The organism is Rossellomorea sp. NRS-1567, assembly GCF_050467885.1.
In the GTDB taxonomy this organism is placed as follows: Bacteria; Bacillota; Bacilli; order Bacillales; family Bacillaceae_B; genus Rossellomorea; species Rossellomorea aquimaris_C.
In genome coordinates this window covers 274,729-294,717 of sequence record NZ_JBITPL010000018.1, presented here as the reverse complement: position 1 = coordinate 294,717, position 19,989 = coordinate 274,729, and the positions used below count along the sequence as shown (strand labels likewise).

19 protein-coding genes are annotated in these 19,989 nt (G+C 39.4%); 5 read left to right on the top strand and 14 right to left on the bottom strand.

Going from position 1 to position 19,989, the window contains the following annotated elements:
- Positions 1-549: 549 nt before the first annotated feature.
- The 5 genes from ACIFOD_RS15040 to ACIFOD_RS15020 all read right to left on the bottom strand — a co-directional run bounded on the left by ACIFOD_RS15040 (position 550) and on the right by ACIFOD_RS15020 (position 5,031).
- Positions 550-687, bottom strand: a complete 138-nt coding sequence (locus ACIFOD_RS15040) for a hypothetical protein (RefSeq protein ID WP_430315289.1) — start codon at positions 685-687, stop codon at positions 550-552.
- A gap of 164 nt (positions 688-851) precedes the next feature.
- On the bottom strand, positions 852-2,771 hold the full coding sequence (locus ACIFOD_RS15035) for a vWA domain-containing protein (RefSeq protein WP_430315288.1): 1,920 nt from the start codon (positions 2,769-2,771) through the stop codon (positions 852-854).
- 10 nt (positions 2,772-2,781) lie between these two features.
- Positions 2,782-3,663: an AAA family ATPase gene (locus ACIFOD_RS15030; protein ID WP_397551201.1), complete on the bottom strand. Its 882-nt coding sequence runs from the start codon at positions 3,661-3,663 to the stop codon at positions 2,782-2,784.
- 169 nt (positions 3,664-3,832) lie between these two features.
- Complete coding sequence (locus ACIFOD_RS15025; protein WP_430315287.1) at positions 3,833-4,738, bottom strand: GNAT family N-acetyltransferase; 906 nt, start codon at positions 4,736-4,738, stop codon at positions 3,833-3,835.
- An 89-nt stretch (positions 4,739-4,827) separates the two neighbouring features.
- Complete coding sequence (locus ACIFOD_RS15020) at positions 4,828-5,031, bottom strand: DUF6501 family protein (protein ID WP_149156741.1); 204 nt, start codon at positions 5,029-5,031, stop codon at positions 4,828-4,830.
- Between the two features lie 157 nt (positions 5,032-5,188).
- Between ACIFOD_RS15020 and ACIFOD_RS15015 the strand changes: the two genes are divergently transcribed.
- Entirely contained in the window at positions 5,189-5,524 is a 336-nt protein-coding gene (locus tag ACIFOD_RS15015; RefSeq protein WP_430315286.1) for a hypothetical protein, read from the top strand.
- 38 nt (positions 5,525-5,562) lie between these two features.
- On the opposite strand, the gene ACIFOD_RS15010 is transcribed toward ACIFOD_RS15015, so the two are convergent.
- From ACIFOD_RS15010 to ACIFOD_RS14995, 4 genes are all read right to left on the bottom strand, one after another.
- Entirely contained in the window at positions 5,563-6,189 is a 627-nt protein-coding gene (locus ACIFOD_RS15010) for a DedA family protein (RefSeq protein WP_430315285.1), read from the bottom strand.
- Positions 6,190-6,230: 41 nt separating this feature from the next.
- Positions 6,231-7,037 (bottom strand): GNAT family N-acetyltransferase, encoded by an 807-nt coding sequence (locus ACIFOD_RS15005; RefSeq protein WP_430315284.1) that lies wholly within the window; start codon positions 7,035-7,037, stop codon positions 6,231-6,233.
- Positions 7,038-7,067: 30 nt separating this feature from the next.
- Positions 7,068-7,946, bottom strand: a complete 879-nt coding sequence (locus ACIFOD_RS15000) for a gamma-glutamylcyclotransferase (RefSeq protein WP_430315283.1) — start codon at positions 7,944-7,946, stop codon at positions 7,068-7,070.
- A gap of 190 nt (positions 7,947-8,136) precedes the next feature.
- On the bottom strand, positions 8,137-9,774 hold the full coding sequence (locus ACIFOD_RS14995; protein ID WP_430315298.1) for an AMP-binding protein: 1,638 nt from the start codon (positions 9,772-9,774) through the stop codon (positions 8,137-8,139).
- A 403-nt stretch (positions 9,775-10,177) separates the two neighbouring features.
- Here ACIFOD_RS14995 and sda point away from each other — a divergent pair, with 403 nt between their 5' ends.
- Entirely contained in the window at positions 10,178-10,312 is a 135-nt protein-coding gene (sda, locus tag ACIFOD_RS14990; protein WP_044336757.1) for a sporulation histidine kinase inhibitor Sda, read from the top strand.
- 111 nt (positions 10,313-10,423) lie between these two features.
- On the opposite strand, the gene ACIFOD_RS14985 is transcribed toward sda, so the two are convergent.
- The 3 genes from ACIFOD_RS14985 to ACIFOD_RS14975 form a co-directional block, all read right to left on the bottom strand.
- Positions 10,424-10,552 (bottom strand): hypothetical protein, encoded by a 129-nt coding sequence (locus ACIFOD_RS14985; protein WP_430315282.1) that lies wholly within the window; start codon positions 10,550-10,552, stop codon positions 10,424-10,426.
- A 174-nt stretch (positions 10,553-10,726) separates the two neighbouring features.
- On the bottom strand, positions 10,727-11,962 hold the full coding sequence (gene odhB / locus ACIFOD_RS14980) for a 2-oxoglutarate dehydrogenase complex dihydrolipoyllysine-residue succinyltransferase (RefSeq protein WP_397551194.1): 1,236 nt from the start codon (positions 11,960-11,962) through the stop codon (positions 10,727-10,729).
- A gap of 19 nt (positions 11,963-11,981) precedes the next feature.
- Positions 11,982-14,828, bottom strand: coding sequence for a 2-oxoglutarate dehydrogenase E1 component (locus tag ACIFOD_RS14975; RefSeq protein ID WP_430315281.1), 2,847 nt, complete (start codon positions 14,826-14,828; stop codon positions 11,982-11,984).
- A 570-nt stretch (positions 14,829-15,398) separates the two neighbouring features.
- Between ACIFOD_RS14975 and ACIFOD_RS14970 the strand changes: the two genes are divergently transcribed.
- Positions 15,399-15,911 (top strand): Hsp20/alpha crystallin family protein, encoded by a 513-nt coding sequence (locus ACIFOD_RS14970; protein WP_397551192.1) that lies wholly within the window; start codon positions 15,399-15,401, stop codon positions 15,909-15,911.
- A 24-nt stretch (positions 15,912-15,935) separates the two neighbouring features.
- On the opposite strand, the gene ACIFOD_RS14965 is transcribed toward ACIFOD_RS14970, so the two are convergent.
- Entirely contained in the window at positions 15,936-17,345 is a 1,410-nt protein-coding gene (locus ACIFOD_RS14965; RefSeq protein ID WP_430315280.1) for a HAMP domain-containing sensor histidine kinase, read from the bottom strand.
- On the bottom strand, positions 17,342-18,022 hold the full coding sequence (locus ACIFOD_RS14960) for a response regulator transcription factor (RefSeq protein ID WP_428974425.1): 681 nt from the start codon (positions 18,020-18,022) through the stop codon (positions 17,342-17,344). Before ACIFOD_RS14960 ends, ACIFOD_RS14965 begins: the two co-directional genes overlap by 4 nt.
- A 356-nt stretch (positions 18,023-18,378) precedes the next feature.
- Between ACIFOD_RS14960 and ACIFOD_RS14955 the strand changes: the two genes are divergently transcribed.
- Positions 18,379-19,599, top strand: a complete 1,221-nt coding sequence (locus ACIFOD_RS14955) for an MFS transporter (RefSeq protein WP_430315279.1) — start codon at positions 18,379-18,381, stop codon at positions 19,597-19,599.
- A 181-nt stretch (positions 19,600-19,780) separates the two neighbouring features.
- On the top strand, positions 19,781-19,957 hold the full coding sequence (locus tag ACIFOD_RS14950) for a hypothetical protein (protein WP_430315278.1): 177 nt from the start codon (positions 19,781-19,783) through the stop codon (positions 19,955-19,957).
- The last annotated feature ends 32 nt before the right edge of the window (positions 19,958-19,989 follow it).

The window sequence follows — 19,989 nt, the reverse complement described above, 5'->3', positions numbered from 1 at the left end:
GCTTTCCGCGGACGCTCGGCCGAGCCTCCTCAGCTTCGCTTCCGGGGTCGCGGCACGCCCGTACTTCCGCAGGAGTCTGCGCAGTTCCCCTCACCATCTTTAACAGTATTTTCAATGACAGAGCTACAAGGTGTGCATGAAAACAATGGAACTAGAAAAAAATCATCCTTCTTCCTTAAAAGGAATTCAATCTCTACTTACCTTAAATGAGATTGTTTGCTAAAATTCTTGTTATTATTGATTTCCAATAAGGATACATGCTTAGAAAGTTGATTGGAGCGGAAGGATGCTCGACTCCTGCGGGAATAGCTGGACAGGTGAGACCCCGGAGGCGCAGCCGAGGAGGCTCACCGCCAGCCCCGCGGAAAGCGAGCATCCTGGAGCGGAAATCAACTATTACTTTCTCCTCTACAATAGCAACAAACTTTACGAAAAGAGCCTTGCGAAAAGAGCATACAAAAAAGAATGACCTTCTACGATAAAGTGAGAATAGTCATTCTTTTATTATACATTTTTTTCCTCTTTTTTCGAACTTGACGGATTTTCCACTTACAGATTCTTACCAAACCATGGAGAGAAAACTTTTTTCTTAGTGGTTTTTTCTTGCCTCCACCCTTTTTGATTCAAAATGTGATTCACCCTGTGATATTCATGAATCGCGGCATTCATATCAGAAATATTGTTCATCTTATCCGTCCCCTTTCATTTTATTACTTTCAGTATATTACAGGTAAAGGGAGTCCGAATGAGATGGATGATTGATTTTATTTCAGCCTAAGGACTGATTTGAATTCCTCCTCTCCCAAAAAAGACGACTACATGGTTCCCATGTAATCGTCTTGGTTGTTCATCTATATACTTTTGTACAGAAGCTTCCGTAATAAAGGAAACAACACTTCAGGGAGTTCTTCTACATCTGAAACAAGAATACTGTAATTTCCATAAATGTTCTGAATGGTTTTTCTTTGCCCCTCATCTATCTCGCCGCTCGCTAAAAAGACGTTGATGACTTCAATTCCTTGTTTTCTTGCGTCTAATACAGCCTCATGAGTATCAACGATCCCGTTTTGCTCATAATCCATGGCTGCTGGCTCACCATCTGAAAAGACAAGAAGGAATTTTTGTTTTTCGTTCCGTCTGAGGATCCGTTCTGTCATTAACCGAATGGCAAAGCCGTCCCGATTATCTTCTTCAGGCTGGAGCTGCATGATTTCTGATCCACTGTTAGGTTTTAAGGAAGAATAGAAGTCCAGTACAGGATTCATGTAATTTGGTTGACTGGTCTTTGTGGCCCTGTTGGTATCTTCCCAGAAGCCGATAACCTCATGCGGCACGCGAACGGACTTTAACGATTCATGAAATAACGTGATTCCCAGCTTGGTTTGATCCATTTTGTCATACATAGAACCGGAACAGTCTACCAATAGTGAAAACACGGCATCTATTTCAGAAGATGGATTCAGTTTTTTATAGAAAAGTCTTGGATTATCGTCAGTAATAAACCGCAATAACTTTTTGTTCAGCCTACCGAAGTGCAAATCACTTCTAGGCTGGATTCGCTTATGCTCCAATGTTTTCTCGATCATTTTCTGAAGCTTCTTTTGATAAGGAGCGATTAACCCTTTGTTAAGGTTATACAAGTGCTTGTCTTCTGAAGTAGGAATGGTTGGCGAAATAAAGTGAGGTACAGCAAAGCGATTGTCCTTTCCATACTCACCTTCCCCTCCACCAAGTTCATCCCTTTCCTGCTCCTGTGCCCTCACATTTTGGTACTGCTCCTGCTCCGTTTCTTTGGCTGAGCCCTGTACCATAGCCATGGCCTGGTCCCCATCATCCCCTTCACGGACACCTTCGCCCATAAGATCGGATTGACTTCCTTGATCTAAGTCAAACTGAAGGAATGACTCCCCTTTGTCACTCGTTTCCCGGTGCCAGGTACGGAATTCTTCATCTATCACTTCTTCCTCCCCTGTACTCTCTTCTTCCAACACATCCTGATTAGCAAGGGGATCTTTTCTCTTTAAATCGTCAAATGTTTCAGTAAACATTTCCTCCGTGTTATACACATTTTCAGGTAAATGGAAGTATTCATTTAACATATCTTTTCTAACAATCTCATCGATTACGTCTACCATTTCTAAGCAAATTCTCACGACATCTTTTGTGTTACGGGTTTCAAAGAAGCGGGTGATTTGCCGATGTAAAAAGGGCATTGCTAAGTCAATATCCTCATTTATCCGAACAGGTTCTTCTAAAGGAGATTGTGCATGGAGAAGAAGGAATAATGAATTAAATAGAGCATCTGTGAAAACACTTTTCGTTATATTTACCTTAAGCTGTGCCTCGAAGTGCTGGCGATATAATTTTCTTCTCGTTTCAAACGACTTCTTTGTTCCCGGACGCTGGGATTTACAAATTTCCTCTAAGCGAGCTTCTTCACCAATGACAAATAGATGCTTGGCAAATCGGGGAACAGAAGTTGCTTTCACCTTCTCAATATAATCGATAACATCATCGTTCGTGGTTTCATGAAGATTACCGATCGTCCTTAAATAAATATCACTTTTCAATCCATGTACTTCTTCTTCTTTTTTTCGGTGATCCCAAAAATGACTGACATAAACCGTTCCTTCTTTATAATCCAGATAAGAAAACGGTCCGTATTTCAAGTTCATATCGGCATTTTTGGAAAGTGTTTTCGTCAAATCAGCCATTTCCATCACTAAAAAAGAGTCTATGGTTTCATCATTAAATTGAATAAATCGATGCATTACAAGTCCCTCATTCAAATAAGGTTTCAGCTATATTTTGAATAGCCGCTTTTTCTCGTTCATCTTCCAGTTTATCAACGATTCCACGTTGTATAGCCCTTTTTGCCGGCAAGTACACTGCTAAATCACAGGCATCCAATAGGGCACGTATGGAAGCCGCTTCCTCTGAAATTTGGCCATTTTTTACTTGAACCAATAAATCCGAAGATAAGTCTACAAATTGAGTGATAAGCTTAGAATCGGACAGCTTGCTTTGACTTTCAATCACACTCTTTAACGTTTCCCCTTCGATATATGGCACATCGATTACAACAAAACGATTTTTTAACGCTTCATTTAACGGTACCGTGCCTACATATCCTTCATTGATGGCCGCTATTACACCGAATGTAGGGGCGGCTTTGACTATTTCACCTGTAAATGGATTCGTTATACTTCTGCGGTAATCCAACACACCATTTAAGATGGGCAGCGTTTCAGGCTTAGCCATATTAATTTCATCAATATAAAGGAGATGCCCATTTTTCATCGCTTGAATAACAGGTCCCTCAATGAATTCAATGGTGTTTTTTCCGTCTCTTTCGCTGATTGTTTTATAACCCAGTAATGCTTCTGCATCTAAGTCAACCGAGCAATTTATACTGTGCATCGGTTGAGAGAAGATGGATGATAAGGTATCAGATAGCTTCGTTTTCCCTGAACCAGTGGGTCCCTTAAGAAGAAGATTTTTCCCTAAAGACAGAGAGATGATACTATCTTCAATAATATAGTCTTCACTAGCGGTATACCCTCCTTCTCCAATTAATGAAGAATGCTCAGGAGAAGAGAATAATTGTTTTCTCTCGTTTATGATATAAGTAACCGATTCTGGTAATAATCGTTCAACATTCATTTAAAGACATCCTTTCCATTTCACATACTAGACATTCTACATGTAATAACGCTTACACTGCAAAGGCTCTGCCTAATTTTGTTACAAAGAATATATTTAGTCCTGGACTAGCAACCAATTGAAATATCAAAATGATAAAAAACACCCATTATCGGGTGATTTTCAGCTTCTATACTTTTAAATCATATCGAGTGAACCCTCGAGATACGTACATACCAGCTTTTTGATAAACGATGGTTGCGTCTGTATAGCTGTCACTGTCGACTGATAGAGCTGCTGTAGTCATTCCTTCGTCTTTCAATTTCAAAAAAACATAATAGAGCAAATAGTGGGCGAGCCCTTTCCGACGCCACTTTTTGCGAATCCCCAAATGAGTGATTTCCCCTAATTTTGTTTCATCGTTAACCGTGCAAAAGACAAAACCTACAAGGTCATTCCCTTCTCTTAATACAAACCAGAGATCAGGGTCAAATGAAGGACGAAGAAAACGCTTCTTAAATTCATCGAGGCTGGATGGATGATAATCAAAGTGGTCTGAGAACACCTCTTCAAACACCAGATGAAGACTCTCAGCGTTGGTATCGGGATTGAAACTAGATATACAATAAGATGAAGAGACGGATGCAACAGATAGATCTTTTAGGTCTTTTTTCATCTGGAACCAATAACGGGTTGGTGTAAAGCCATATTTCTCAAAAGCCTTTTTCTCTTCCTCAAGATTAGCAGATAGGATAATGGTTTTTGAGTCAGAATTCGTTTCTTTCTTTCTCCTGGCTGATATAAAAAGCTCTTCTGCCAACTCACCTATATAGAGATCCATATAATCGTTTGGAAGGGCAAGGAGTAATGAAGGTAAACGGTGGTCTTTTTCAGTAAGAATGGAGATAGCTACTAAATCCCCATCATGCCAAAGCCCTCTTCGGTCAGCTTCAGGAATAGATTCAATCATTTCTTGAATATCAGCCTCACTCGTTTGAACCTCTCCATATACTTCCGTTTCATAACCCTTGAACAGGTTAATGAGAGATGCATGGTCCTCCATAGAAATGATTCGCTTACTAAATGAGTGTTTCATTCTCTTCTCCCCGTTTGCACCATATTTTAGTAGCCATCAAAAAAAGCCGGTTTCTTCACATTAGAAGAAACCAGCCAGAAAGGGGTGGCTTACACCTCTTCAAAGTACTCTTTGTAGAAGCCTCCCATTTTCCCACTTTCATCGATGACGAAGTAATACTCTTCAGATTCGTTTTTCACTTCGTATTCTTTTCCAATGGTTAAAACATTTTCAACTGTATATTTCTTTGCGTCCGTATGTACACATTTTACCTTTTTCCCGGTATTGTTTTCCGTCCAAGTTTTATGAATCAATTCAATAACCTCCTTTATGAATGTACTATGCTAATAGTATATTCTTACAGAGCTATAAGTTCAACTACTATCTGATTTGTCATTTTTTTGTGAAATTACCACTTTCAATAAGAAAATATGGTATATTATAGGAGGAATTTGTAGGAGAGGTTCGATTATGGTGAGAGATGGATTAAAAAGAATTGGTATGTTCACTTTGATTTTGATGGTTTTTTTCATGAGCACCCACCGACCTAATGAAGAACAATTTTATTCATGGCTTTTGGATGAATACAATATTGAATGTCATGAATCTATAACCTGTACGAAGAAACTTGAAGGAAATTCTTATTCAACCCTGATTGAAACAGGCTCAAATGTTAAAAATGGCTACTTGCTATTTAACACAATCGGTAAAATATATGAGGATGAAAATGGCTCAAGGACCACAATTAAAGCGTTGGGTGTATTCGGGAAGTATTTTACTATAATAAAAGATGAACAAGGTAGATAGACTGATTAAAGGAGAAGGCATCTTTGATCAGTCTTTTCTTATTTTCTATAGCGTACCTTTTTCCATTTCGAGGTATTAGAGGTTTTTTTCAAGGTAATTACAACACTGTACACGATAACCCCGATGAAAAAAATGGAGAAAATGATTCCTGCCTTCACGCTCACTTCTTCCAGTAATCCCTGAAAACTTTTTGGAAAATACCTCCCAATCTGAAAATACACAAATCCCCAAATGAAAGCAGACGGAAGAGCATATAAGAGAAACTTCATGAAAGAAATCCCTTTTGACGTTCCTGCAATATAAGGCATGAATAATCGGATGCCTGGTATAAAATAGCTGAACGAAATGGCAAATGGACCATACTTATTTATCCATTTTTCACCATTGTCAATGAGTTTCCTTGATTTATCTCCCTTCATAAATCGAGATATTAATCTTGTTCCGAAATATCGGCCATTTAAAAAGGCGAAGATTCCATAGGAGATTAATCCACTATACATAAAGAAAAAGGAGGTATACGGGTTGAAATTTCTCCATTCAGATAAATATCCCGATAGTGCAGCAGCGAGTTCGTTAGGTACCGGTAATCCTAAAAAAACAATCCAGCTAAAAAGAAACATGGCGATATATCCAAATTGATCGACCAATTGTAGTAAAACATCCATCGTACTACCCCATTTCACACAAAGCGGCTATTTTTTCGTGCTTATCGCGCCTTTCTATTTACTACCCAATATTGATAGGTTGAAAACGCTTGGAACCCTAACCTCTTGAGAATGGGAGCAGAGTGGCCGACTCTGGCCTGACAGGTAACAAACCGACATTGCGCACGTTTTGCCATTTCCAATCGATGGGCCACTAATGAAGAATATACTCCTTCATGCCTTGCTTCTTGGAGCACCCCTCCTCCATTGAGGTAAAGGAATTCATCATCACGGCTGAACCGATAATTTCCGTATCCAACGGGATGCCCCTCCTTATTGTAAGCTAATGTGAACCCACCATCCGTTCCCCATTTGCTCATAAACTCTTTTCTTTGTTTAAATATGACCGGCTTGTCTTCTTCACGATATCCCCATATGGAGGAACTGATTTCAACAAGATCATGGATGTGAAGGTCACTTTCAACTGTAATGACTCTATGAGAAGGTGAAGGGATGAAATGACTCTGATTCAGATCAAATACCAGCCCCTCATAACGCTCTTCCATCATACCATCATGTGATTGGAGGAATTGCTCTTCCTGATCGATAAGTGGCTCCCTGATCCACATACTAAAGGATTCTTTTCCATAAAATCCTTCAATCACCTTCCACTTTTCATGAAGTTCATCCATATTATTCACAATGAATTTAGGTACCTTATTAGCAAAGACATTTTTCAACTGTTTATTTTTGATTGCAACGATTCCTTCACTGTGTAAACTATCCACTTCACTCGGTATCAATCGATCTGGATAGTCCCAGTGATGTGATTCTATTGCAGTGAATAATAGATCATCACTTACCTTCAAGACTTAACCTCCCCGAACTCATTCGTATATCTATTCCTCATTGTTAAGCAGATTCTGCACCTGATCTTCTGTCATCCCTATTCCAACTAATTGTTGCTGTAACTTCTCATGATAGGACTTGCTTACATGTGGCCGACTGCCACGTAGAATCTCTTTAGCATAATGATCTGGGGGGCAGGTTTCCTGACACTTACCTTTCACAATAAAGGTCAATACGTCCTTGTAAAGCTTCCTGCCAATCCGTACGTCGATGAAAGCTGCTCTATACCATCCAGGGGCAACCCCTTCTCTCGTGAACAAGTATTCTACTGCTTGTTGAGGGAGATCATATACTACCCCTTCCATTGTACCTCCATCCTCAATGATGTCGCCCCGGCCACCATCATGTACTTTAAAGAGATACTTCATAGAATATCCTTCCAGAACTCCTCCACCAAGACAGTTTTTGAAATGGTGATCTACATGCGCTAATTTAAAACGCTCATCATCCATGCACGAACCATACGCAAAATAAAGTATTCTATCAGGCTTGTCATTTAGAAACTGATGTACTTTCCAATCTCCTGAATGAATTTCTTCCTGGAACAATTCTTCGTTTTCAGAATAATACACAAAAGCTTCCTGCGGTCCATTATCTGTGTGAACCAGTTTAAGCTTTCGTATATAAAGGTTGTCTTCACGTTCTTCGATGAAATCCTCCAACTCATCCAACGGTGATAATATACTGGAGTCGATTTTATATAATTCGCCATAAGTGGTCCCATTGCCTTCTTTTAGTGCGGGGTATCCTCTTTTTGTATCGTAAAGAACACCTTCCACCCAAGCTTGTTCCCTCATCAATATGGCTTCCTTTAATAAAAAATGATTGCTTTCGTGTTTTCTTAATGTCCCATAAACAAAAACGTACACAGATAATCCCCTTCCTGTTGTTTACATAATTATATTATCGTTAATCATTTCATAAGGCTTTCCTTTATTTTAGCAAATAGTCTCTGAAGTTTCAGTTATCTACTACTCCTATTATACTTTTATATCCGTATGAAAAGGACATTCCCGATGAATTGGGAATGCCCTTTTTTAAGGAAGCGTTTTCAAATTGTTAATTACTTTTAGGCAGGGCTACTTCTTTCGCCTGCTCTCTTAAACGAAACTTCTGAATTTTCCCTGAAGCTGTCATTGGGTAGGAATCAGTAAACTCGATATACCTTGGAATTTTATGACGGGATATCTTCCCTGTACAATATTCTCTAATCTCTTCTGGTGTTGCGGTTAGACCTTCCTTCAAAATAATCCAGGCCATAACTTCTTCACCATAGACTTCATCAGGGATTCCAATGACTTGAACATCTAATACCTTTGGATGGGAATAAAGAAATTCTTCAATTTCTCTCGGATAAATATTCTCACCGCCTCGAATGATCATGTCTTTTAATCTTCCTGTAATTCTACAGTAGCCGTGTTCATCCATGACCGCTAAGTCTCCAGTATGCAGCCAACCCTCAGAATCTATGGCTAACCTGGTAGCCTCTTCATTCTTGTAGTACCCCTTCATGACGTGATACCCACGAGTACACAGCTCTCCCTGTACCCCATGGGGGAGTTCCCGATTCGATCCAGGCTCCACAATCTTCACCTCTACATTTGGCAAGGCTTTTCCAACCGTTTCTACCTTTAATTCAATCGGGTCATGGGTACGTGTCTGAGTAATGACAGGTGAAGATTCTGTCTGACCGTAGGCAATGGTTATCTCATCTGCCCCCATTTTATCCATGACGCCCTTCATTACTTCGATCGGACAGTTACTTCCGGCCATAATTCCAGTACGCAAATGGGAAAGATCGTATTGATCAAAGTCTGGAAGGTTTAACTCGGAAATAAACATGGTTGGCACCCCGTGAAGGCCAGTACATTTTTCATCCTGCACCGTTTGGAGAACCTGTTTCGGATCGAATTCCTGTAATGGAACCATAGTAGCCCCAACCGATACACATGCAAGTGTACCCAATACACATCCGAAACAATGGAAGAATGGAACAGGAATACATAAACGGTCTTCGTTCGTCAATCTCATGCACCCGGCAATATTATATCCATTATTTACGATATTAGAGTGAGTAAGCATGACTCCTTTAGGAAATCCTGTCGTGCCTGACGTGTATTGCATGTTGATGGCATCATTGGGGGACAGGCTCGAAAGTCTTTCATCCAACTTACCTTCCTCAACATCATTTCCTCTATCCATAATATCCTGCCAGCTATATGTACCTGGATATGCTTTCTCCCCTAAGACAATTACATTCTTTAAATAAGGAAGTTTTGAACTCTCCAATTCTCCGGGTTTAGACGTTTTCAATTCAGGACATATTTCGTACAACATGTCTATATAGGAAGCCCCTCTGAACTCTTCCATCAAAATAATCGTTTTACTGTCAGATTGCTTTAATAAATATTCTAATTCAGCAGTACGATAATTAGTATTTACGGTTACCAGTACAGCTCCCATTTTGCCCGTCGAGAACTGACTTACTAACCACTCAGGAGTGTTAGAAGCCCATATCGCGATATGATCTCCTTTATCGATCCCAAGATTCATAAACCCTTTTGCAGCTTGCCTGCACTGTTGATTAAATTCATGATAAGACCATCTTAATCCTCTGTCTGCGTAAACGACCGCTTCAACCTCAGGCTGTATACGAGCTTTTTCTTCGAGTAATTCACCTACAGTTGCTTGTATTATCTCCGACAAATGGATATCCCCCTTTATGTGTGTTCATGTTAAGCCTGGAACCTTACAGTATAGGTAGTCAAAGAGGTTAAAATTTCAGTTCCTTATGCGTGTAATATTATCACAAAAATTAAAATTTTCAAACTAATTAATCGTGATTTTCTTTTGTCTTTTATGAAACTAAGGTGAATAGCTATCGATAGGAGTTAGATGACAAGTTTCTACATTACCTCGATGAGTCCAACTTTTTTATATAGACAAAAAACGTCTTCTCTAAACCTTTTTCTACATAATAACTAAAAATACTACTTTAGACGTAATTTATAAAAAAACCTTTTCAAATGAGTGTTTTCTATGTAGAATAAATAGAAAATATAGAAAATTCTATATTTTATACATTCCTGGGAGGTTGGTCATGAAAATCTTAAGTAATGAACAGTTGGTGGCAGCTTATCGTGATGCTGAGAAACAAGGGAATGATCAAGACTGGATTTTGCTTCTTAAGAAAGAAATTCGTAACCGAGGATTGAAGCCTTTTAGGAAATCTTAACAATGAAAATTAAAAAAGAATACTAGCTTATATCTCACCCCCTGAGATGCAATTTTTACGACAGACTCATCTTCACTTGAGTCTGTCTTTTTTCAATTTTTGAAACAGACGTTAACTATGCTTCTTACACTTGGATCCATGGTATTCCTCAATTTGTTTGAATTGCTTACTATCCAATAGCCCCATCTTATGAAATAGATATGAATACTGAATCACTTTTTTTGAATTGAAGTTCTTCATCATTACATCCTCCCACCTTATTCATGTCCGAGAGTTTCCTTCGGTAAACTTTATTTTAGTTATCCATATTTTATTCTCTTAGTAAAAAAACGTGAAAAAAAAGCTGATCCATCATCCACTAATGGATGTATGAATCAGCCAAACATTCATCTATTCTTATTCAATCAGGACTACTTAGCCTTCAAGTAGTAAGTCTTCTGGATTCTCAAGTAAATCTTTCACCATTGCCAGGAATCCAACTGCTTCTTTCCCATCAATAATTCTATGATCATACGATAAAGCAATATACATCATAGGGCGATTTTCCATTGTATCTTTATCAATGGCCACTGGGCGAAGCTGAATTTTATGCATTCCTAAAATCCCAACTTGCGGTCCGTTTAAGATTGGAGTTGATAGTAATGAACCGAATACCCCACCATTTGTAATCGTGAATGAACCACCTTGCAGATCCCCAAGAGATAATTTGTTGTTTCTGGCCTTAGTAGCCAGTTCCATAATTTCCCCTTCGATTTCTGCAAAGTTTTTGCGTTCACAATCGCGTACAACAGGTACTACCAATCCATCATCCGTAGATACGGCTACCCCAACGTCATAAAATTTCTTAAGGACAACTTCATCCCCATCGATTTCTGCGTTCACGTATGGGAACTTTTTAAGAGCTGCTACAACTGCTTTTGTAAAGAAACTCATGAAACCAAGTCTTACATCGTGGTCATCAAAGAATTTATCCTTTTTACGTTTACGTAGCTCCATTACTTTACTCATATCAATCTCATTAAACGTTGTAAGCATGGCAGCTGTTTGCTGAACCTCTACTAAGCGTTTCGCAATCGTTTGACGACGGCGTGACATCTTCTCACGAACAACCGGCTTTCCATCATCTTTTTTCGCAGGTGCCTTCTTCTCTTGAACAGAAGGTTTAGATGGTGCTTCAGCCGGCTTACTGCTATAGGCTTCAATGTCCTGCTTACGAACACGGCCTAGAGGATCTGTTGGCACATCGGAAAGATCGATACCTTTTTCACGTGCCAACTTACGAGCCGCAGGAGAAGCGATTGGACGATTCTTTTTGTCCTCTTTCACTGGTGCTTCTTCCGTTGCCTCTTCTTTCTTCTCTTCCTGTTTAGGAGCAGGTGCTTCTTCTTTTGTATCAGAAGTGGCTGGAGCTTCTCCACCTGCACCAACAATGGCAATAACCTGACCGACTTCAACTGTATCGCCTTCATCAGCTTTAAGTTCTTGAATCGTACCTGCTTCTTCAGAAATGACTTCAACATTCACTTTATCTGTTTCCAGCTCAACGATGTATTCGCCCTTTTCCACATAATCCCCTGGCTGTTTCAACCATTGGGCGATTGTACCTTCTGTAATTGATTCTGCTAATTCTGGAACTTTAATTTCTGCCACTGTGATGTCCTCCTCTTTCTTATCGAGTTAACGCTTCGTTAATAATTCGTGATTGTTCTTTTTTGTGTACTGTTGGTTCACCTTCTGATGGACTGGAACGTCTGCGACGACCGACATAATGCACCTCAACACCCTCAGGAGCAATGTCACGGAGTCGTGATTCTGCAAATGTCCATGCTCCCATATTCTTAGGTTCTTCTTGAATCCATACAATTTCTTTAAGGTTTGAATATCTTTCCAGAATGGCTGATATATCACCTTTAGGGAAAGGATAAATTTCTTCTACTCTAAGAATGTGTAACCAATCTTTATCATCGATATTTTGAAGCTTCTCTTCTAAATCAATCGCAATTTTCCCGCTGCATAATACAACCCGTTCAACAGCCTCAAGGTTCTCACCAAGACCCTTTTGCTCAAGGACTGAATGGAATTCTCCATGGGCTAATTCCTCAGCTGTGACAGCTGCAAATTGATTTCGGAGCAAGCTTTTCGGTGTCATGATTACAAGTGGTCTTACTTCTTCTTTTTGTAAAATGGCAGCTTGACGTCTAAGAATATGGAAGTATTGACCAGCTGTAGAACAGTTGGCAACCGTCCAGTTATATTCTCCACCCAGTTGCAGGAATCGTTCTAAGCGGGCACTTGAATGTTCTGGACCTTGACCTTCGTATCCATGCGGTAACAGCATAACCAGGCCGGTTTTTTGACCCCATTTTGCACGGCCAGCTGAAATGAATTGATCGAACATCACCTGTGCCATATTGGAGAAATCACCAAATTGTGCCTCCCAAAGAACCAACGTCTCTGGTGCAAACACATTGTACCCATACTCATATCCAACAACAGCTGTTTCAGTAAGAGGACTATTAAGAACAACAAACGAAGCATGACTGTCCTTTATATTGTGTAAAGGAATGTATTCTTCTCCGGATTTTTCATCATGAAGAACCAGGTGGCGTTGAGCAAAAGTACCACGCTCGGAATCCTGTCCCGTTAATCGAATCGGCGTACCATCCTTCAAGATAGAAGCAAACGCCAACGTCTCGGCATGGGCCCAGTCAATTTTTCCTTTTCCTTCAAAAACCTGGCTGCGTCGTTTTAAAATGCGATCCAATTTCTTGAACACATTAAAGCCATCCGGCCATTGAAGCAGTTCATCGTTTAAACCTTCAAGCTTATTAAAATCAACACTCGTATTAATTTCCGGTAAGCCATTTGCTACGTACTCAGGTGGAGCAAGAACGGTATCGGGATCATCGTCTTTAGCCGGTACCTTATCGTATGCCGTTTTTAATTCTTCTTCGATGTCGGTATCCATTTTCTCTACATCTGCTTCTGTGACGATTCCTTCTGATATCAATTTTTCAGCATATAGTTTCTTAACATTTGGATGGTTTTGAATGACTGAGTACATTAATGGATTCGTCACCATCGGTTCATCCATTTCGTTATGACCAAAACGGCGGTAGCCGATCAAATCAATGACAAAGTCTTTTCCAAATGTTTTACGATATTCATAGGCGAGCACCGCTGCAGCAAGACAAGCTTCCGGATCATCTGCATTGACATGGACAATCGGAACTTCAAAGCCTTTTGCAGTATCAGATGCATATTTCGTTGAGCGGGAATCACGGCTTTCAGTCGTGAAACCGATCATATTGTTCGCAATCAGGTGAATGGATCCACCCGTGTTATATCCACGTAATTGACTCATATTTAATGTTTCAGCGACAACACCTTGTCCAGGGAAGGCAGCATCTCCGTGAATCATGATGGCATAGGAAGATTCCGGTGACTGCTCTGGATAACCCTTATCTTCACGAACTTCTTGTGCAGCACGTGTGTAACCAGCCACAATCGGGCTCACAACCTCTAGGTGGCTTGGGTTATTCGCCAGGGTTACACGTGCTCTCGCTGTTGACGACTGTAGAGGTGAGATTTCGCGATCAGCACCTAAATGATACTTAACATCACCTGTCCATCCGTATGTAATCCCAATTGATCCTTCTGAAGGAATCAGATCCTTGCTTGGGGCATGTTGGAATTCAGCAAAGATCATTTCATAAGGTTTACCAATAACATGGGCCAACACGTTTAAGCGCCCTCGGTGTGCCATGCCGATATTGACTGTTTTAGCACCTGATTCGACTGAATAACGGACCATTTCGTCCAGTAAAGGCACCATAGAATCCAGTCCTTCTATGGAGAAACGCTTCTGACCAACAAATGTACGGTGAATATATTTTTCAAATCCATCCACTTCGGCAAGCCGTTTTAATAACGCCAGTTTCTTTTCCTTAGAAAGAGGAGTGAAATAGGATTCTGATTCAATCTTTTCTCTTAACCAATTCTTTTCTTCAAGCTCATGAACATGAGCATATTCAAATGCCAGTTTCTTAGTGTAGACCTGTCTTAAATGATTAATTGCCTGCATGCCATCCTTTATGTGTGAAGGTGCATTCGGGCATAAGAAATCAACAGGAATCTGCTTTAAATCTTCTTCAGATAAATTAAACTCAGATAGTTCAATTCTTCTTGTGTCTCTATTTCGGTCATTAAGGGGATTAATATCCGCAGCTAAATGACCATATGTACGAATATTATCTGCTAACTTGACTGCAGCTACCATTTTACTTAACGCAGTCGGTTGTGCCGGCAGCGTGAATGATGTATCCCCATGCTGGGCACTTGCGATTACTTGTACGTCTTCAGCTGTAGGAGGGCCCCATTGTTCGAATAATTCTTTCAATTCAGGATCTACGTCTGTCGGATCCTCCAGGAATTGTTCATAAACCTCCATTACATAGCCTAGGTTAGGTCCGTAAAACGATTGCCACGGTTCCCCTTTTGCCGATTGCTTTTTCATTGTGAAAAACCTCCAACTATTTTGCCAGTTAGTATAATTTGGGTATCATGTATTCTTACAATTTCAAAGCCATATTTCATTATGCAAGAATAGTAATTTTAAACACATAAAAACGCTTACAAGGACATTTTATCACTGTGCAGTAGTAAGATAAAGTCTTTATGACAAATTTCTCAAAATTTTGTTTTCCGTATTTTGAATATGGTTATTACTTATATTCCCATAATAAATTACAAGAAAACCTTTTTCTATATCGACTATTCTGAAATAATATTTTATTAAGCGCTTTCTCTTTCACCTTCTTGTATCCCTTATATGAGGGTACTTTTTTCATAAACCATCTTACTACTGTTACTAAAAAAAACCAAATATTTTTTGTTATTTTTCATAATTTTTTATAGATTATTAGATTTTCAGAATGTTAGATATGCCTTATGTGTTTAAATTTTCAGCGCTGACCCTATATTACTTTTTGATTCTTCTCCTACCTATGAACTCATCGCCCATGCATTGCATACAATATAACAATCATGGCAGATGGCCTATATAGATTAAAGCGAGGTGGTTCACATGTTCCCATGGAGTTTATTCCCTTTCAATAAAGACATGAAAGAGCAAATGAATCAGATGAATCCGAAAGAAATGGATTCCTATATACAAGGTATGATGAAAAAAATGTTCCCGGGCGGATGGGACGGTATGATGAATCCTAATGATATGATGAGCGGGGCGCAATCCTTTATGAATCCGTTGGGCAATCAAGGAGAGAAATCTCAGCGGGGCCAGGCTTCTCCTTCTTCTAATTCAATACCTGCAAATGTCTTTGAATCTTTTGAGGATATTTACATCCGGTTTCAGGTTCCAAGTGAGGAGTGGATGAAGCAATTGAAAATTTTCCACACGTCAAATCAGGCAATTATCGAGAACATCCCGGGACATGAGGAAAGACAGGTCATCACACTCCCTTGTCTAGTGAAAAAAAAAGGCGCAGTGGCTCAATACAAGGACGGGATATTAGAGCTAAAAATACCTAAAAGCATCGACATGCAATATACAGAAATAGACGTCTCTGATAAATATTGAGACGTCTTTTCTCGTAGAATACATTTAATGAGCATACTTAAGAGAGATGCGAATAATGGTACCTGCGGGTTCATTTCTTAAGGCTAAGATTTCACCGTTGTAGTTTTGAATGAGCTTTGATGCAATGGCTAACCCCAAACCATAACCGCCTTTTTCACGACTTCTGGCCTTATCCACGCGGTAGAACCGGTCAAAGATCTTTGGAAGATCCTCTTCTGGGATTCCGATCCCTTCGTCTTTCACTTCGATCATCACATCTTCTTCACGATTCACTAGCTTTATTTCAATGTTTGAATGCGTATCAGAGTATTTAACGGCATTATCTAACAGGATGATCATAATTTGTTCCAGATGCCTTGGCATAATAGTCACCATTGTTTCATGATCCAACTCATCCAAGCACAGAAAAGTGTGTTCTTGATGTAGAAACTTAAAGTCTCTAATAACCTTATCAACCACTTTTTGTGGATTGGCACGAACGGTTTGAAGGTCAAATTTCTCACGATCCGCTCTGGAAAGTTCTAATAATTCCCCTATAAGCCTTTTCACTCTTTCAAGTTCTTCCAATGACACTTGTAAAGATTCCTCCAGAATCGTCGGATCTTTTTTTCCCCACCTGTTCAAAAGAGCCAGGTGTCCTTCTAATACCTGTATGGGCGTTCTTAATTCATGTGATGCATCTTCAACAAATTGTTGCTGTTGCTGAAAAGATTTCTCAATTTCGCTCATCATCTTATTGAAAATTTGTGATAGGTCACTTATTTCATCATGGGCCTTCACAATCTCTACTCTCTCGTGAAATCCTTTCCTTTCAATGGATCTCATTGTTTCAGAAAGCTTATTTAATGGACGTACAAAACTTTTAGCCATGAAATAGCCGATAATTGCACTGATCAAGAGCGCTAATACCCCCGTGATGGTCATCATCCAGAACAGGTTCTTCATGATCTTTTCATATCGATTTAAAGGCTGGATAATTTCAATATATCCATTGAATTGATTCGATCGTATCGGAGATCTCCCAATGAGCATTTGATTTTCCTCAGATTCTATGAGTGTAACTGACTTCTCTCTAACGGGATGAAATGGTACGTAAAAAGCTGATTCATTTTCACCCCGTATTTCCAATACTTGATTCCCCTGATGATCTAAAATACGTATAGTCTGGTCCTTTTCAGCTATTTGTTTCATCAAATCCCGGCTATCATAAATGTCCTGGAGCTGTATATTTGGTCCTCTTTGTTTGAAAAACACCGTAATTTCATCCAACACACGACCAAAATTACTTTCTTCTTCATCCACCATCCACTTACTGATTGCATGATATTGAAAAAAACTAAATAAGAAAAAGGCAAGAAATATGGCTGAACCAGCGGCTAATGCCCACTTCACTTTAAGGGAAGTGGGCTTAAAACGATTCAGGAATGTATTCATGTCCTCATCACATACCCAGTACCGCGTACAGTTTGGATGTAGCTATCTTCGTCGGGCGAATCAATTTTATTGCGTAAATATCTTACATAAACATCCACTACGTTCGTTTCAACCTCGGTATCATACCCCCACACTTTATTGAGAAGGACTTCACGGGTCAAAACAATATTTTTATTTTCCAAAAATGCGAGTAAAAGGTCATACTCCCTTTTCGTAACCTCGATTTCATGTTCAAGTTTAAATACTTGCCTTGATTCCTTTTGAACGGTGATATCACGGTAATGATAAGTTGTTTGAGTCGAAGCTGCTTCTTCATTTCCGGCTCGTCTGAATACGGCCCTCAATCTCGCTAACAGTTCTTCAATAGCAAAAGGCTTTACGATATAATCATCTGCACCGCTGTCCAATCCTGATACACGATCCATTACACTATCCCTTGCCGTTATCATGAGGATCGGAATAGCTTTCACTTGACGTATTCTTCTGCAAACCTCAAGTCCGTTTAAATTCGGCAGCATAAGATCCAATAAGATAATGTCCCAATCCTCGTTTAAACCTTTCTCTAACCCTCCTCTTCCATCATGGGCAAGACCCACTTCATATCCTTCATATTTAAGTTCCAGTTCAATGAACCGGGAGAGATTTTTTTCGTCTTCTATGACTAAAATTCTTTTCACATAAATCACCTGCTCTGAATGCTAATACGTCTTATTTTATTTTACTTTTGCTGAAAATAAAATCATTAAGCGCTTGAAAGATTTCAATACCTTGATACGTCATTAATGTAATGGCAGTAAAACTGAAAAATAATATAGGAATTATTCGAATCCACATGGTTCTTACCTCCCTTTTATCATTACCGTCATTTTCCTCCACATTCATTAAAATTGAATGAGAAAAGGGTAAGTTTTCACTTAGAGAAGAAAGAAATTATAAGTTTACATAATGATATTATAATCAAATAAATAGATAGTATGAAATTGCTCCTGTTGAAGAAAATAAGAGTTGTATAAATAAGAATGAGGTGCACGAAATGGAAAGTAAGAAAAAATTGGATTTACTTGCGTTATCCTCTATTCCTTTAGTTATGACACTTGGGAATTCGATGTTGATCCCTGTTCTTCCTCAATTAGAAAAGGAGCTTAACATTACGGGATTTCAATCAAGCTTGATCATCACCGTTTACTCCATCATAGCCATACTCTGCATTCCGATTGCCGGTTACTTATCCGATCGTTTCGGCAGGAAAAACATTTTAATACCCAGTTTAGTCATTGCAGGAATCGGTGGCCTCATTTGTGGATTTGCTTCCTTATACGGTTCGAACGCCTATAATTTTGTCATTGTAGGAAGGGTTGTTCAAGGAATTGGAGCAGCCGGTGCCTTCCCGGTCGTCATCCCTACCGTCGGTGATCTGTATGAGGATGATAATCAAATCACCAAAGGATTGGGCTTAATCGAGACATCTAATACATTCGGCAAAGTTCTAAGCCCGATACTTGGTGCATTATTTGCTGCATGGATTTGGTTTATTCCCTTCTTTTCCATTCCAGTATTTTCACTTTTATCCATTCTACTGATCATGGTATTTGTAAAAGCCCCTGCTAAAAAAGGAGAAGTAGCGAAACAAACCATTAAGGAATTTGTTCATGAGGTGGGAATCGTCCTTAGGAAGGAAAAGAGATGGATCTTCGGAATCTTTGTGATCGGAATCATTTCCATGTTTACTTTATTTGGATTTTTATATTATTTATCAACCCGTTTAGAGCAGGCTTATGGAATTAACGGAGTAATGAAGGGACTATATTTAGCAGTCCCACTCCTTTTTTTATGCCTTACCTCCTATATAACCGGAAAAGTGATCGGAAAGAGCAAAGACAAGATGAAGTGGGTCATCGTATTTGGATCCCTACTGAGTTCGGTCGCTTTCATTCCATTAATTTTGACTGAAGGATTAGGGATCATCTTGAGCATATTTTCCATTGCTGGTATCGGAATGGGTGCAGCCCTTCCCTGTTTGGATGCATTGATAACAGAAGGAATCGAGAAGGAACACCGTGGAACCATTACCTCCATTTACAGTTCAATGAGGTTTACAGGTGTCGCTTTAGGTCCTCCTATAGTAGCGTTGATTGAACCTTTGAGTACCTTTATCATTTTCATCCTTCTATGCCTATTTTCCAGCCTGGTCGGAATGCTTTTCATTAAGGTTCCGGAAACTCCCCAGCAAGCTGTCTCAACTAAAAAGGCTTAAGGATTCAATCCATGATGAAAAAACGGAGCTGAATGCAGGCTCCGTTTTTTCAATTGCACACCCACATCTGCTGAGTAGAATAAAGAAAGATCCTCCTTTACAATCCCGACATGTTTATTTCGATACATAATGTGGTAGATATATCCATAAACATGATAGGGATCGTAAGGGAGGAATATATATGACCTGGATAATCGTGATTGCTTCTCTTTTTGCACTTCTCATTCTGGCTGAAGAAGTCATTAATTATTTTCTACGTACAAAAGTAATTGAACCTCACCCCAAGGCGAAAAGAAGCGAAGGAAAGTTGAAATCTTTGTTTCATAAAGTAAAGCTGAAACTGACTCATACACAGTAAGTAGTACTACATAGACTAAAAGGTGGAGAAGT